This window comes from Streptomyces panaciradicis, from assembly GCF_023516615.1.
In the GTDB taxonomy this organism is placed as follows: Bacteria; Actinomycetota; Actinomycetes; order Streptomycetales; family Streptomycetaceae; genus Streptomyces; species Streptomyces panaciradicis.
In genome coordinates, this window is the sequence record NZ_JAMGBF010000230.1 from 1 (window position 1) to 13837 (window position 13837).

General features: G+C 73.7%; 10 protein-coding genes. 3 read left to right on the plus strand and 7 right to left on the minus strand.

Features of this window, described 5'->3' with window-relative positions:
* The first annotated feature begins 247 nt into the window (after window positions 1–247).
* Together M8J74_RS42030 and M8J74_RS42035 are read left to right on the plus strand one after the other, a co-directional pair.
* A complete protein-coding gene (locus tag M8J74_RS42030; protein ID WP_249841440.1) occupies window positions 248–1108 on the plus strand; it encodes a universal stress protein in 861 nt (286 codons plus the stop codon).
* 406 nt (window positions 1109–1514) lie between these two features.
* Window positions 1515–2177, plus strand: coding sequence for a hypothetical protein (locus M8J74_RS42035; RefSeq protein WP_249841441.1), 663 nt, complete (start codon window positions 1515–1517; stop codon window positions 2175–2177).
* A gap of 306 nt (window positions 2178–2483) precedes the next feature.
* On the opposite strand, the gene M8J74_RS42040 is transcribed toward M8J74_RS42035, so the two are convergent.
* A complete protein-coding gene (locus tag M8J74_RS42040) occupies window positions 2484–2924 on the minus strand; it encodes a hypothetical protein (protein WP_249841442.1) in 441 nt (146 codons plus the stop codon).
* Window positions 2925–3386: 462 nt separating this feature from the next.
* On the opposite strand from M8J74_RS42040, the gene M8J74_RS42045 reads away from it, so the two are divergent.
* Window positions 3387–6104: an FAD/NAD(P)-binding protein gene (locus tag M8J74_RS42045; RefSeq protein ID WP_249841443.1), complete on the plus strand. Its 2718-nt coding sequence runs from the start codon at window positions 3387–3389 to the stop codon at window positions 6102–6104.
* Between the two features lie 114 nt (window positions 6105–6218).
* Here M8J74_RS42045 and M8J74_RS42050 read toward each other — a convergent pair whose 3' ends face one another.
* The 6 genes from M8J74_RS42050 to M8J74_RS42075 all read right to left on the minus strand — a co-directional run bounded on the left by M8J74_RS42050 (window position 6219) and on the right by M8J74_RS42075 (window position 13658).
* Window positions 6219–6695 (minus strand): carboxymuconolactone decarboxylase family protein, encoded by a 477-nt coding sequence (locus M8J74_RS42050; RefSeq protein WP_249841444.1) that lies wholly within the window; start codon window positions 6693–6695, stop codon window positions 6219–6221.
* 126 nt (window positions 6696–6821) lie between these two features.
* Complete coding sequence (locus M8J74_RS42055; protein WP_249841445.1) at window positions 6822–8069, minus strand: ketosynthase chain-length factor; 1248 nt, start codon at window positions 8067–8069, stop codon at window positions 6822–6824.
* Window positions 8066–9331, minus strand: coding sequence for a beta-ketoacyl-[acyl-carrier-protein] synthase family protein (locus tag M8J74_RS42060; protein WP_249841446.1), 1266 nt, complete (start codon window positions 9329–9331; stop codon window positions 8066–8068). The genes M8J74_RS42055 and M8J74_RS42060 overlap by 4 nt, the downstream gene beginning before the upstream one ends.
* Before the next feature lie 10 nt (window positions 9332–9341).
* Window positions 9342–10109 carry a thioesterase II family protein gene (locus M8J74_RS42065; RefSeq protein WP_249841447.1) on the minus strand — a complete coding sequence of 256 codons (768 nt, stop codon included), beginning with the start codon at window positions 10107–10109 and terminating at the stop codon, window positions 9342–9344.
* Between the two features lie 136 nt (window positions 10110–10245).
* Window positions 10246–11685 (minus strand): nitrosuccinate lyase, encoded by a 1440-nt coding sequence (locus M8J74_RS42070; protein ID WP_249841448.1) that lies wholly within the window; start codon window positions 11683–11685, stop codon window positions 10246–10248.
* Window positions 11682–13658: an FAD/NAD(P)-binding protein gene (locus M8J74_RS42075; RefSeq protein ID WP_249841449.1), complete on the minus strand. Its 1977-nt coding sequence runs from the start codon at window positions 13656–13658 to the stop codon at window positions 11682–11684. Before M8J74_RS42075 ends, M8J74_RS42070 begins: the two co-directional genes overlap by 4 nt.
* Window positions 13659–13837 lie beyond the last annotated feature (179 nt).

A 13837-nucleotide genomic window follows, 5' to 3' on the forward strand; every position in this document is an offset into this window, starting at 1 on the left:
CTCCCCCGGCCCGAGCCGGAAACCGGCGCTCAGTGACAGCTATGGACCCGGCCACGGCAGGTCACAGCGCTGCTGTAGACGGCCTGGCCTGGGACAGCCCCACGCCATTTGAGTGACAAGGGCTGTTCGGCCCCATGACGGGAGACAGAGGGCCCTCGCGCCAGCGTTCGTGCCCGCGTCAGCGTGAGGGGGACATCCGTTTGATCCCCGGCCCCCGGATCGCTTCCCACGGATCGGAGAAGCGTCCATGTCCCGCCCCGTCATCGCCGGGATCGACGGCAGCGCCACCAGCCTCGCCGCCGCCTCCTGGGCCGCCCGTGAAGCCGTACTCCGCGACGCCCCACTGCACCTGCTCGCCGCCTGGTCCTGCGAGGAGGGCACCCCGCCCGACAGCCCAGAGGCGGCCGCAAGCCGCCTCTGGGCCGTCCACTCACTCGACCTCGCCCTGGACCGGCTGCGCGGCAAGCACCCCCGTCTTCCCCTCCACGCCCAGCTGCTCAACACCTCAGCGCACGAGGCCCTGCTGACGGCCGGCGCCGACGCGCAACTGCTGGTGCTCGGCTCCCGCGGCCTCAGCGGCACCTCGGCCCTCCTGCTGGGCTCCACCGGCGCCCAGACCGCCGCACAGGCCGACTTCCCCCTCACCCTCGTCCGACCACTGCCCCACCCCGCCGACCTGCCGCAGGGCCCGGTCCTGCTCGCACTCGACGCCGGCCACCACGCGCCGCCGGACGACGTCATCGCCTTCGCCTTCGAAGAAGCGGCCATCCGCCGGGCATCGCTGCGCGCCCTGTACGCCTGGCTGCCCGCCGGCCTGCTGCCCACCTACCCGGTCCGCCGCCACGGCCACTCCCCCCAGGCCCGTCAGGCCGAGAACCGGCTCACCGAAGCCCTGCACCCCTGGCGGCAGAAGTTCCCCAGCGTACGAGTGGAAGAAATGTGCGTGGAGGACGTCCCCGCCGGAGCCGTGAGCGCAACGGCCCGCCACGCCGCGCTCGCCGTACTCGGCCACCGTCTCCGGCCGGGCGGCAAGCCCCGTCTCGGCGCCGTCGCACACGCCACCTTGCGTCACGCCCCCTGCCCGGTGCCCCTCATCCCGCACACGTGAACGGCCGCACCGTTCTCGTGGATCTGAATGTGACCCGCGCACGGTAGGCACAGGGGCCAACGGCTCCCCAAGGGGCGGCCTGCGCAGTCGCGTGACGTGTGGGAGCAGTCGGTGAATCGACGCGGAGCACACCTCATCAAGCCGGTCGTCCACCCGCCGACGATTCCCGACGACATCGATCATGCGGCGGCCGGCAGGTGACTTGCGAAGCCGCATGCAAGATCCTGGGCAGTCACCCCCAGGTCAGCGGGGAAGCCGACCCCGCACGATGCACATGACTCCGCACACGCAGCCGCTCGTGCATGGCGATGGTCGCCGCACCGGCCCCGGGGGTGTCGTGGACCTACGTGGACTCACCGGCGACCAAGGTGTGACGATCACGTCTGTCTGCGGCCATACTGCCGATATGGGGATCGGCGAGTCGGACGGTGAACGCCCTTCATCCGACACCGCTGCCAACAGGCGGGAACGCGTGGCGGACGAGCGGGAACGAGCGGCCGACGAGCGGGAACGCGTGGCCGACGAGCGGGAACAATGGGCCGACAAGCGGGAGGGCCGGCTCGCGGGGTGGGAGGGGCGGCTGGATGAGCAGGCTCGCACACTGGGGCATCCAGCACCCAGCCTCCGGGAGCGTTCCTACGAGGCGATCGAGCGCTCCCGCCAGCTGGCACACGGCAGCAACGCCCGGCTGGACCGCAGTGAAGCGGCGCTGCTGCGCGCAGATGCACGCGATGCACGGGAACAGGACGCCATCGACCGGGAGACGGCTGCTTCCCAGGCCCGCCAGACCGACGAAGGGCTTGCCTCCCTGGAGGCTCTGGAAGCCAGAGCCTCCCGCCTGCAGCGGCAGCTGGCGCACGTGGTGTCCGCACTGAGCACCACCCAGGAGACAATGGCCGATGAGTACGAACGAGTTGCCGGCAAACAGCCCGAGCTGGCCGCTGGATACCGGCGTCTTGCCGAACGCTCTCGCAAAGCAGCCGCCCGGCTCCGCACCTTCGAACCGGCCCTTGAAGACATGACAGCTGAGGAACCGGACGAGCAGCCCCATACAACGCCGAAGTCCTGACTCACGAGACCCGGCGGCGTCCACCCACGGCAGGGCGTCCAAAGCGCGCCCATTCGTCTGCGGCGAAGGGCGTCCATGGCCTCATGGAGATCCTGGGGGCGGGCTCGTCCGCCAGGCAGAGCCAGCCGATCGCCGCGGTCAGGAGACGCCCACGGATCCCCAGACCATGTCCCGCTCATCCACTCCATCCGCACCCCGCCCTCGCGCTGAGCAAGGCCATGTGGTGCCGGCGACGCGGCGGGCGGTGTGCTCGCTGCAGTTGACGCGGCCGACCCGGGGGTCGGCCGCGACGGCAGCCCATGTGAGTCAGGGGCACAGGCCCTGGTCGGAGTTGTAGTAGATGTCGATCGAACCGCTCCAGGTCATGCACTGCCCGGGCTCGGGGAGGTCCTTGTACACCGGGCCGGCGTAGGTGGTGTAGGAACCGGCGTCCCTGGCCGGGTGGTTGCCGCTGGGCCAGGTGTCCAGGGTGACCTCCATGAACACGCGGACACCGGGCTTGTTGCGCACCGTCACAGCGCACCACTGCTTGTCGGCGGAGCTGTAGGCCACGTATGTGGTGGCGGCCACGGTGGTCTGCGAGGACTTGATCGGCGTCGCCATGAAGACCTCGTACCCCGTGCCGCACGCTCCGTTGTAGGCGCCGGCCGTGGCGGCCGAGGCCGGTGTGGTCGCGGCGAGCGTGCCGCCCAGGGCCAGGACGGCAAGGGCGCCGGCGGTGGCTGCCTTACGGCGGATCGACTTCATGGTGTTCCCCCTGTTGGTGATGTGGCGGGACGGCCGGTCGTCGCCGTCCACGCCAAGTGAGACCGGGAAGCCCCACTGACAGTTGTGGGCCTTTTTGTCGCGGTCCTGTCACTGGCGTCACAAGGGCCGTTACGCCGAGGCTGCGGTGTCGCCCCGTCCGTGTGGCCCGCGCCCGTACCGCTTTGCTGGAGCCGGTCAGGAGTCATGGGCGAGCGGGGTTCACCTGGATCGCGACCGTTCCTCGACCCGTGGTCGAGTGAGGCGGGCGAGGATGCCGCCGAGGGCAGGAGTGACAGACCTCCGTTCGGCGTGAGGAGTGCGTATGCGCAAGGTCGTTTTCCGTGACGGCACCGCGACCGCCTGCGGAAGGACGCAGGGCTGTCCTGCGACCGTTCCGGTGGGCGGCCCAGCGGGCGGGGGCTTCACCGACCGCGGTGCCGTGCGTGCGGGAAGGCGGCTGTGATGCGGCGCGTCGCGGTCGTCGGGGCAGGCGCCGCGGGGGTGTTGACGGCCGTTCAGCTGATGCGGCAGGCCGACCGGCTCGGCCGGGCGGTCGGGGTGTGGCTGGTCGATCCGGCGGAGCGGACCGGGCCGGGCGTCGCCTACGGCACGTGCGATCCGCGGCATCTGCTGAACGTGCCCGCCGGCCGCATGAGTGCCTTCCCCGACGACCCCGGGCACTTCCTGCGCTGGCTGACAGGCCGTCACCCGCAGGCTGCGGCCAGCGACTTCGTGCCCCGGCAGGTGTACGGGCAGTACCTGGCCGACGTCGTCGAGCGCACCGCCGAGACCTGCGTGCACGCCCGGCTGCACCGGGTGCGGGACGAGGTCGTCGCCGTACGCGGGCAGGGGTCCGGGGCGGCCCTGCGGCTGTCCGGTGGCGGTGAGCTACTAGTGGATGCGGCTGTGCTGGCGTTGGGCAGTCTCGCCCCGGCGCAGGACTGGGCCGAAGCCGGGCTGCGGGGCTCCGGGCGGTTCGTCGCCGATCCCTGGGCGCCGGGGGCTCTGGACTCCCTCGCCGCCGGGCCGGGGGATGTTCTGCTGGTCGGCACCGGTCTGACCATGGTCGATGTGGCTGCCTCGCTGGCCCGTCCGGACCGTGTGGTGCATGCGGTGTCCCGGCACGGGCTGCTTCCGCAGCAGCATCTGCCTGCCGCGGCCGCGCCGGTTCAGGCGCCGGTGGAGCTGGACGGTTCGCTCGGTCTGGAGGTGCTGCGGCGCGGCGTGCGGCGGCATCTGTCCGCCACCTGGCGTGTCTTGGGGGACTGGCGGCCCGCTCTGGACGGGTTGCGCCCGGTGACGGCGGCGTTGTGGCAGCAGCTGCCTGTGGCCGACCGGGTCCGCTTCCTGAAGGAGGATCTGCGGCTCTGGGAGGTGCACCGTCACCGTATGGCACCGGCGAGCGCGGCCACGCTGCACCGGCTGCTGGCGTCGGGCCGGCTGCGCATCCGCGCCGGGCAGGTGGCCGGTGCCGTGCCGGGCGAGGACGCGGTGGAGGTCGCCCTCGGCGACGGGACACGGCTGCGGGTCGGTGCGGTGGTCAACTGCACCGGGGCGCCCACGGGTTCACGCGGCACGGTCGCGCCCCTGGTGCGGTGTGTGCTGGAGGGCGGGTACGGGCGTCCCGGCCCGGCCGGGCTGGGACTGGACACCGCCGGTGACGGGCGACTGGTGCCCGCGGCCGGTGGCCCGGTGCTGCGGTTGTGGGCGGTCGGGGCCGCGCGGCGCGGGAACCTGCTGGAGACCACCGCCGTTCCGGAGATCCGCGCGCAGGCCGCCGAGGTCGCCCACACCGTGCTGGAGACGCTCGCCGACCGCCGTGTTCCTGCGCCGAGTGACCGCTACGGGCAGCGGCTGAGCACCTCGTCCGAGGCGGCGGAGCTGTACGACCGGGCCCTGGAACGCATCCTGGCGGGCCGCCTGGGCGCGGAGGAGCTGTTGGGGCAAGCCGTCGGCGTCGACCCCGACTTCGCCGTCGGCCACGCGGCGTTGGCACTGCTCGGTCACGAGCGCGGGGGCGTCGGGCAGATACCGTCGGCGTTGGCGTCCGCCCGCCGGGCCGCGACGGTGCGAGCGGACGAGCGTGAGCGCAGCCTGGTCGCCGCGGTGGACGCCTTGCTGACCGGTACCGAGGAGCGGGGCAAGGCGGCCCTGCTGGGCCACATCGCCGCCCATCCCCGGGACGCGCTCGCGGTGAGCGCGGCCGTGCCGACCGTGTCCTTCAACGGGGTGACCGCCGCCGAGGAGGCCTGGACCCTGGTCGAGGGGCTGTCGGCAACATACGGCGACGACTGGTGGTATCTGGGGCAGTTGGCCTTCGTACGGCAGGAGCAGGAGCGCTGGGAGGAGGCCGAGGCATTGGCCGGCCGGGCGCTGACGGCGCAGCCGGATGCCGGGCACGCCGTGCATGCGCGGGCCCATGTGTATTACGAGACCGGTGAGCACCGTGCCGGGCTGGTCTGGCTGGATGAGTGGCTGCGCCGGCACGGCGAGGGAGCGGCACAGCGGCCTCATGTGGCCTGGCATGCCGCCCTGCACGAGCTGTCGCTCGACGACCGGCCCGCGCTGTTGCGCCGTTACCGCGAGGAGCTCGTCGCCTGCCGGGTGGGCGGGGGGCGGCTGCTGGTCGACTCCGCCTCGCTGCTGTGGCGGGCGCGTATGACGGGCAGCTGGAGTGGTGAGCTGCCGGTTGCCGAGCTGCTGCGCGCCGCTCCCCCGGACTGGCTCAAGGCGCCGGCGACCGGGTTCGCCGCCCTGCACGGCGCGCTGGCGCTCGCCGCGGCCGGGGACCTCGACGCCCTCGCCACGTTGCGGGCCCATGCGCTGGCCCACCATCAGGCGGTGTTCTCGCTGTTGGTCGCTCCGTTGTGCGAGGCGCTGTCGGCCGTCGTGCGGCAAGAGTGGCGGCAGGCGGTACGGCGGCTGCGGCCGCTGCTGCCTCTGCTGGCGCGCACGGGTGCCAGCAAGGCGCAGCAGGAGGTGGTGGAGGAGACGCTGTTGCACGCTCTGATCGCGGGCGGCGAGTACGACCGGGCGGAGCGGCTGTTGGCGGACCGGCTGGAGCGTCGTGCGTCGCCGCTGGACTGGCGGCGGCTGGAGGCGGTGCGGGGGCGGGGTGCGCGGTGGCGTGAGCCCGTCGCGGTCGTCGGCAGCTCCTGGGAGCACGCCCGGTCCGCCTGAGGGGCAGCCCTGTGGTGGGGGCCGGGTACGGCGGTGGCGCTGACGGAAGGGGTCTGCCCCTGCTGTCAGCGCCACCGCCTGTCACAAGGCGTGTGTCACGACCCCGTCGTCGGGCTACCAGGTGGCGCCGGCGGGCTCCTCGATGGTGGTGTTGAGGCGGTTGAAGAAGTTGGTGAGGGCGATCATGAGGATGATCGCGGAGAGCTGTTCCTCGGTGAAGTGCTCCGTGGCCTCGTTCCACACCTCCTCGGAGACGGCCCTGCCGGTGCGGTCGGCGATGCGGGTGGCGGACTCGGTCAGGGCCAGGGCCGCGCGTTCGGCGTCGGTGAAGAACGGTGCCTCGCGCCAGGCGGCCACGGAGTGCAGGCGTTCGTCGCTCTCCCCGTGCTTCTTGGCGCCGGCCACGCCGGCGAAGACGCAGGCGCTGCAGCCGTTGATCTGGCTGGCGCGCAGGTGGACCAGTTCGAGGATCTGCGGGGCGACGCCGCCCTGGTACATGGCCTGGTAGAGGGTCTGGATGCCCTTCATGGCGTCGGGAAGGACCATGGCGGGGTTCTTCATGCGGGCGGTGGGGGCGGTCGGGGCGTTCATGTGCTGCCTTTCGTTGGTTGGTGAGGGTCTGTCATGGGGCCGGTGGGGTGGGGCATGGAGCCGGGGCCGGCGGACGCGGGGGATGTCGTCCGGCGGCCCCGGTGCACGGGGGCGGTGTGGTTGCGGTCAGAGGGCGCTGAGGACGGCCGCCGAGTTGAAGCCGCCGCGGCCGCGGGCCAGGACCAGGGTGTGGCGCACGCGGGTGTCGCGAGGCGCGGTGACCAGGTCGATGGGGCAGTCCGGGGCGGGTTTTGTGGTTCCGGTGGTCGGGGGGATGACCTGGTCGCGCAAGCACAGCAGGGCGGCCGCGACGTCGAGGGAGGCGCCGCCGGCCAGCAGGCGTCCGGTCATCGACTTCGGTGCGGTCACCGGCACCCGGCGCGGGCCGAACAGGGCGGCCAGCGCCTCGGCTTCGGCACGGTCGGCGGCCCGGGCGCCGGCCGCGTCGGCGAAGACCACGTCGATGTCCTTCGGGAGCAGGCCCGCGTCGTCGAGGGCGAGGCGGGCGGCGTCCTGCAGGCGGGGGGTGTCGGGGCCGTCGAAGGTGGCCGCGTAGCCGGTGAACGCCCCGTAGATGTGTGCCTCGCGTGCGCGGGCGGCGGCGTGGCTCTCCAGGACGAACAGGGCGCCGCCCTCGCCGACGACGTGGCCGCCGGCGGCGGCGTCGAAGGGCAGGTAGGCGCGGGCGGGGTCGGCCACGGGGCTCAGGTCGCCGGCGGCGAGGTGGGCGGCCCAGCCCCAGGGACACAGGGCGGAGTCGACGCCGCCGGTGACCATCAGCGTCGCGCCCTTGCGGATCTGGCGGCGGGCGTGGGCGACGGCGTCCAGCCCGCCGGCCTGTTCGGCGACGACGACGCCGCTGGAGCCGCGCAGGCCGTGCCGAATGGAGATCTGGCCGGTGTTGACGGCGTAGAACCAGGCGAAGGACTGGTAGGCGCTGACGTGCTGGCCGCCCTTGGACCACAGGGCCTGCAGTTCGCGCTGGCCGAATTCGAAGCCGCCGGCGGAGGAGGCGGTGACGACTCCGGCACCGTATTCGGGCAGCGCGGTGGGGTCGGTGCCCGCGTCGCTCAGGGCCTCGGCGGCCGCGGCCAGGGAGAGCCGGGTGACGCGGTCGGTCTGCGGCAGCAGCCGGCTGGGCAGGTGTTCGTCGTCGACGAAGCCGGGGACCTCGCCGGCGATACGGACGGGGTAGCGGGAGGCGTCGAAGCGGGTGAGGGGGCGGATGCCGCTCTCGCCGCGCAAGGTGGCCGCCCACCAGGCCTGGGTGCCCAGGCCGTTGGGGGCGGCGACGCCGATGCCGGTGACGACGGAGCCGGTGGCGGCACCGGCGCCGGGCCGGGCGGCGGGTCGGTCGAGGGTGGCTGTGGTCATGCCGCCTCCTGAAGTCGCGGCCGGGTCAGGACGATGGCGCTTTGGAAGCCGCCGAAGCCACTGCCGACGCTGAGCACGGTGTCGGTGCGCTGTTCGCGCGCGGTGAGGGGGGTGTAGTCGAGGTCGCAGGCCGGGTCGGGCTCGTGCAGGTTGGCCGTCGGCGGGACGGTGTTGTGCTCGATGGCCAGGGCGCTGGCGGCGATTTCCAGGGAGCCGATCGCGCCGAGCGAGTGGCCGATCATGGATTTGATGGAGCTGACGGGCACCCGGTAGGCGTGCTCGCCCAGGCTGCGCTTGAACGCGGCGGTCTCGTGCCGGTCGTTCTGCTTGGTGCCGGAGCCGTGGGCGTTGATGTAGTCGACGGCGGTGGCGTTCAGGCGGGCCTCGTCGAGGGCCGCGCGGATCGCCTCGGCCATCTCCACGCCGTCGCTCTTGAGTCCGGTCATGTGGTAGGCGTTGCTGCGGCCGGCGAATCCGGCGATCTCGGCGTAGATGTGGGCGCCGCGGCGCCGGGCGTGTTCGAACTCCTCCAGGACCAGCACGGCCGAGCCTTCGCCGAGGACGAAGCCGTTGCGGGAGCGGTCGAAGGGGCGTGAGGCGGTGGCCGCCTCGTCGTTGCGGGGGCTGGTGGCCTTGATGGCGTCGAAGCAGGCCACGGTGATCGGGGAGATCGGTGCCTCGGTGGCGCCGGTGACCATCACATCGGCGCTGCCCTCGCGCAGCAGGTCCACGGCGTGGCAGACGGAGTCGATGCCGGAGGTGCAGCCGGTGGAGACCAGGGAGACCGGGCCCTGGGCGCCGATGGCGCGGGCGACTTCGGCGGCCATGGAGCTGGGCACGAAGTAGTCGAAGAGGTGGGCCACGGCCCGGGTGTGGTCGACCTCCCAGGTGCTGCCGTTTTCGCTGACCACGCCGTACTCGGTGTCCAGGCCGGTGGTGCAGCCCACCGCGCTGCCGAGGGTGAGCCCGGTGCGCACCGGGTCCAGGGCGCCGGTCAGCCCGCTGTCCTTGACCGCCTCCAGGGCGCTGGTGAGGGCGAACTGGGCGGCGCGGTCCAGGCGGGCGGCGTCGGCGGCCGCGATGGCGTGGGCGGCCGGGTCGAAGTCGACCTCGGCGGCGATGCGCGAGCGGAAGCTGCTCGCGTCGAACAGGGTGATGCCGCGTGTGGCGGTGCGGCCCGCGGTCAGGGTGTCCCAGAACGCGCGGGTGCCCACGCCGCCCGGGGCCACGACCCCGATGCCGGTGATGACGACCCGCCTCATCGTGTGTCCCTCACAGTTGTCCTCCAGATAGGGGCCCAGGTACGAGCCGGGTGCGTCGCACCACGCGGCAGGCGCGCCCGATCAGTTGGGGTGCGTGCGGGCCGCGGACGAAGAAGTGGTCGCCGGGGACGGTGCGATGGATGAACCGGCTGGTGGTCCAGCGGGCCCAGCCGTCCAGGACCGTCGCGTCGACGACGGGGTCGTCCTGGCCGCCGACGGCCAGGACGGGTACCGGCAGCGGGCCGGAGGGGTCGGCGAGCGCGTCGGCGCGCAGTGCGTCGGCGAGGGTGAGGTCGTCGCGCAGCAGGGGCAGGACGCGGCGGTACCAGAGGCTGCCGGGGGCGGCGAGTGCGCCCTCAGGTGCCGCGCCGAGGTCGGCGGCGAACCGCAGCAGCCGCTCGTCGCTCAGGTCGTGGTGGCCGGCCGGTGCGCTCTGGGGTGGGGGGCTGGCGCCGACGGCGAGGCAGGCGGGGGCGGGCAGCCCTCGGTGGATCAGGGCGCGGGTGAGGGTGTGGGCGACGATGCCGCCCAGGCTGTGCCCGTAGAGCACGTAGGGGCGGCCGTCGGCGACCTGTGCGGCCAGTGGTTCAAGGAGCGCGTCCAGCAGTGCCCGGCGCGAGGTGGTGCGGGGTTCGCGGCGCCGGGTGCCGCGGCCGGGCAGCAGGACGGGAACGGTGTTCACCCCGGGGCCGGTTGCGGTGCGCCAGTGCACGAACCCGGACGCGCCCGCGCCGGCGTGCGCGAAGCAGTAGAGCGTGACCGGCGGGCCATCCCCCATGATGTGTCGCACCTCCTCGGCCGCCGCCTTCGACAAGAGCGCATCGGCTGCCTCCGAGCCTCGCCGACGCACCTGGAGGAAGACTCGAATCGGCCACGTGCGCGAACGCAGCGGTGGCGGCGGGGGGCGGCCGGTGTCAGAGTGCGCGCCGCGTGGGCCGGGGTGCTGGTGCCGGCGCTGCGGTGTCGAGGGCGCGGGCGGTCAGGGCCGGTGCGTCGCCCACGTAGGCGGTGGGGTCAAGGAGTTGCTGCAGTTCCGCGTCGCTGTGGTGCGCGGTGACCTCGGGCAGGGTGCGCAGCACCTCCAGCAGGGGGATGCGCTGCTGGTCGGCGGTGTGGGAGGCCTGGGCCAGCAGGTCCTTGGCCCGCGCCTTGCCGATGCTGGGGGTGAGCGTGGCGGCGAGGCGTTCGCTGACGATCTGGCTGCCGGTCAGGTTCAGGTTGTGGCGCATGCGGGCCGGGTCGGGGGTGAGGCCCTCGGCGAGCTCGGCGGCGGTGACGGCGGCTCCGCCCGCCAGACGCAGCGCCTCGCGCAGCAGCAGCCACTCGGCGTGCCACACCCCGGCCGAGCGTTCGTCCTCGGCCACCAGGCACTGGGTCAGGCCCGCGGTCAGCAGCGGCACTTGCAGGGCGGCGCTGCGGATCAGCGTGGACAGGACGGGGTTGCGCTTGTGCGGCATGGCGGAGGAGCCGCCGCGGCCCGCGACAGCGGGCTCGGCGACCTCGGCGATCTCGGTGCGCACCAGCACCTGGACGTCGGCGGCGAGTTTGCCCAGGGCGCCGGTGGTGAAGGCGAGCGCCGCGGCGGTGTCCGCGACGGGGGTGCGCAGTGCGTGCCAGGGCAGGACGGGACGGGCCAGGCGGGTTTCGGCGGCGAAGGCGTCCACGAGCCGCTGCCCGTACTCCCCCGCGCTCACCACCTCGGGCGCGGCGAACTGGAGGTATCCGGCCAGGGTGCCGGCGGCTCCGCCGAGGGAGAGGGGCAGGGCGTCGCGGGCGGCCGCGATCCGGGCGGCGGCGTCCGACACCAACTGGTGCCAGCCGGCCGCCTTGAGGCCGAAGGTGGTGGGGACGGCGTGCAGGGCCAGGGTGCGGCCGGCCATGACCGTGTCGCGGTGCCGGCCGGCCAGTGCGGCCAGCGCGGCGGCCGTGCGCTCCAGGTCTTGAAGGATCAGCTCCAGGGCCCGCCGGCACATCAGCATGGTGCCGGTGTCCAGTACGTCCTGGCTGGTGGAGCCGCGGTGGACGTACTCGGCGGCCTGCGGGTCCTCGGCGGCCACCACCGCGGTCAGGGCGCGCACCAGCCCCACGACCGGGTTGGCGGTCTCCCGGGCCTGGAGCGCCAGGGCGCGCAGGTCGAAGTGTTCGGCGCGGGCGGCGCGGGTGATGGCGCGGGCGGCGGCGGCCGGGACGGTGCCCAGGGCGGCCTGGGCCCGGGCGAGGGCCGCCTCGGCGTCCAGCAGGCACTGCAGCCAGGCCCTCTCGCTGACGGCCTCCTCCACCGGCGTGCCCACCCGCACCGGGGAGAACAGTCCGGCGTCCGGGCCGCCGTCGAAGCCGCTCATCGCGAGGGTCATGGGGTCATCTCCAGAACGTCCGACGGGAGACCGGGCAGGGGGACGGTGTGGCGGGCGGGGGTGAGGGCGAGGACCGTGCGGGCGATGGCGTCGGAGTCGCCGAGGATCACGGAGTCGACGCCGGGGCGGATGCCGGCCGCCGTCACCCAGTGCACGGACTCGGTCGGAACGCCGTAGGCGAAGCGGCGCGGGTGGGGCAGGCCGTGGGCGTCCATGAGGTGGTAGGGCCGTTCGCAGACGGCGAGGCCGGCCGACTCATAGGCGCGGTCGCCGGTGGTGTCGATGCGGTAGGGGGCCGCCTGGCCGGTGGTGAGCATCTGGCGCAGCAACGGGTCGGCGGTGTGGTGCAGGTCGGGTTCGGGCAGGCGGGCCTCGATCAGTGCCGGCGCGTGGACGGGGGCCGTGTTCACGGAGTCGGTGGTGGCGACGAACGCGGGCCGGGTGCCGTCGGTGTCCAGGCTGATCCGGGTGCCGGGGCCCAGGGGGCGGATGATGTCGGCCTCGATCAGCGCATGGAGTTCCTCGATGCGGGAGACGGGCGGGCCGATGGACAGGAAGGCGTTGAGCGGGGTGTACCAGCCGGTGAGTTCGTCGCGGTAGGAGTCGCCGTCCAGGCCGCCGTGGTCGACGGCGAGGCGTATTTCGTTGCGCAGGTCGCGCAGGACGTCCAGGGCGGCCTTGAGGGGTCCGCTGACGTTTCCGGCCCTCGCCTGGCGGATGTCCTCGCTCAGGTGGCCGAGCAGCCAGGTGCGAAAACTCGCGCGGTCGGGGAAGTGACGGCCGGCGGTGGGGTGCTGGATCGCGTCCCAGTCCCAGCGTGCGGCGGTCTCGATGCGGTAGGCGTCCAGGAGGCGGGCGCGGGCCGCGGCCGTGCCGGCGGTGAGGAAGGCGGGCACGAATGCGTCCGCCTCCTCTGTACAGCCTTGGGTGCGCAGCAGTGTCTCGTAGTAGACGCTCTCGACCTCCAGGCGGATCAGCGGCCACAGGTCGGTGCGGAAGCGGACCGCCTGCCCGGCCAGGCGGCGGCGCCGCAGCGCGTCGATGGCCTCAGGTGTCAGGACCCGGGGCCGGTGCCGGCCGGTGGGGCCCTTCTCGTTCTCGCCGCGCGCGTGATGGGGGACGCCGCGGCGGGAGCCGGCGTAGATCAGCGGTTCACGGCCGGAGGGCCGGTAGGTGAGCCGGCCCGCACGGCGGACGAACGTCCCGCCGCGTCCTTGGGTGAGCAGGGCCATGCCGTCGAAGAAGTTCAGTCCCAGCCCGCGCATCAGGACCGGCTCGCCCGCAGGGAGGGTGGACAGGTCGAGGTCGGCGGGGTTGGCCGGTGGGATGTAGGTCAGGTGGTGGCGGGCGGCCGCGGTGGACCAGGCGGCTTCCTCGGCGGTGGGGCGGCGCGGCACATGGCCCTGGGCGAGGATCACGGCGTCCAGGTCGCGCAGGCGGGTGCCGTCGGCGAGGGTGAGGACCTGCGGCCCGCCCGGAGTGCCGCTCTGCTCGCGCAACGCCACAGCGTGGGTTGGGTGTTCGACGATGCGGCAGTGGGCGGGGGCCCGGCCCACGATGCGCCGGTAGCAGTCCTGAAGGTAGCTGCCGTAGAAGGCGCGGGTGGGGTAGGTGTCGGGGTGCAGGGCGGCGGCCTCTGCGCGTACGGCGTCGCCGAACCGGCCGGGCGGTGCGGCCAGGACGACCGTGCGGGCCCACGCGTACAGGTCGGGTCCCGTTTCCACCGGGCCCTTCATGGCCACCGTGTCGTCGGTGAACACCGTCACCTGGCAGGCGACGGTGTTCATCAGCAGCAGCCGGGACTGGTCGGTGCGCCAGACGCGTCCGGCGCCGGGCCGGCAGGGGTCGACGAGGTGGATCGTCACCCGGCGCGGGGCGGGGGCAGCTCGTTCGTTGGCGCAGATCCGCTCCAGCACGGACAGGCCGCGGGGGCCGGCCCCCACGATGCAGACGCTGAGGTCCGCGGCGCTCACCTCGTCGTCCCGGGGCGGGCGGAGGCGACCGGGCGGCACGGGTACGACGGCCGGACAGGCGGCCGGCACGGGCGCGGCCGGCGGCCGCTGGGGCCGTGGCAGGGGCCGGGCGGGACGGGGCGCCGCTGGCGGGGGAACATGATCGGGGCTTCTCCTCACGTCGGTGCGCCGGCGGCGGT

Excerpts from the sequence above, each read along its gene's own strand:
- M8J74_RS42030 (WP_249841440.1), top strand. The coding sequence starts at position 248 with ATGTCCCGCCCCGTCATCGCCGGGATCGACGGCAGCGCCACCAGCCTC.
- M8J74_RS42035 (WP_249841441.1), top strand. The coding sequence starts at position 1,515 with ATGGGGATCGGCGAGTCGGACGGTGAACGCCCTTCATCCGACACCGCT.
- M8J74_RS42040 (WP_249841442.1), bottom strand. The coding sequence starts at position 2,924 with ATGAAGTCGATCCGCCGTAAGGCAGCCACCGCCGGCGCCCTTGCCGTC.
- M8J74_RS42045 (WP_249841443.1), top strand. The coding sequence starts at position 3,387 with ATGCGGCGCGTCGCGGTCGTCGGGGCAGGCGCCGCGGGGGTGTTGACG.
- M8J74_RS42050 (WP_249841444.1), bottom strand. The coding sequence starts at position 6,695 with ATGAACGCCCCGACCGCCCCCACCGCCCGCATGAAGAACCCCGCCATG.
- M8J74_RS42055 (WP_249841445.1), bottom strand. The coding sequence starts at position 8,069 with ATGACCACAGCCACCCTCGACCGACCCGCCGCCCGGCCCGGCGCCGGT.
- M8J74_RS42060 (WP_249841446.1), bottom strand. The coding sequence starts at position 9,331 with ATGAGGCGGGTCGTCATCACCGGCATCGGGGTCGTGGCCCCGGGCGGC.
- M8J74_RS42065 (WP_249841447.1), bottom strand. The coding sequence starts at position 10,109 with ATGGGGGATGGCCCGCCGGTCACGCTCTACTGCTTCGCGCACGCCGGC.
- M8J74_RS42070 (WP_249841448.1), bottom strand. The coding sequence starts at position 11,685 with ATGACCCTCGCGATGAGCGGCTTCGACGGCGGCCCGGACGCCGGACTG.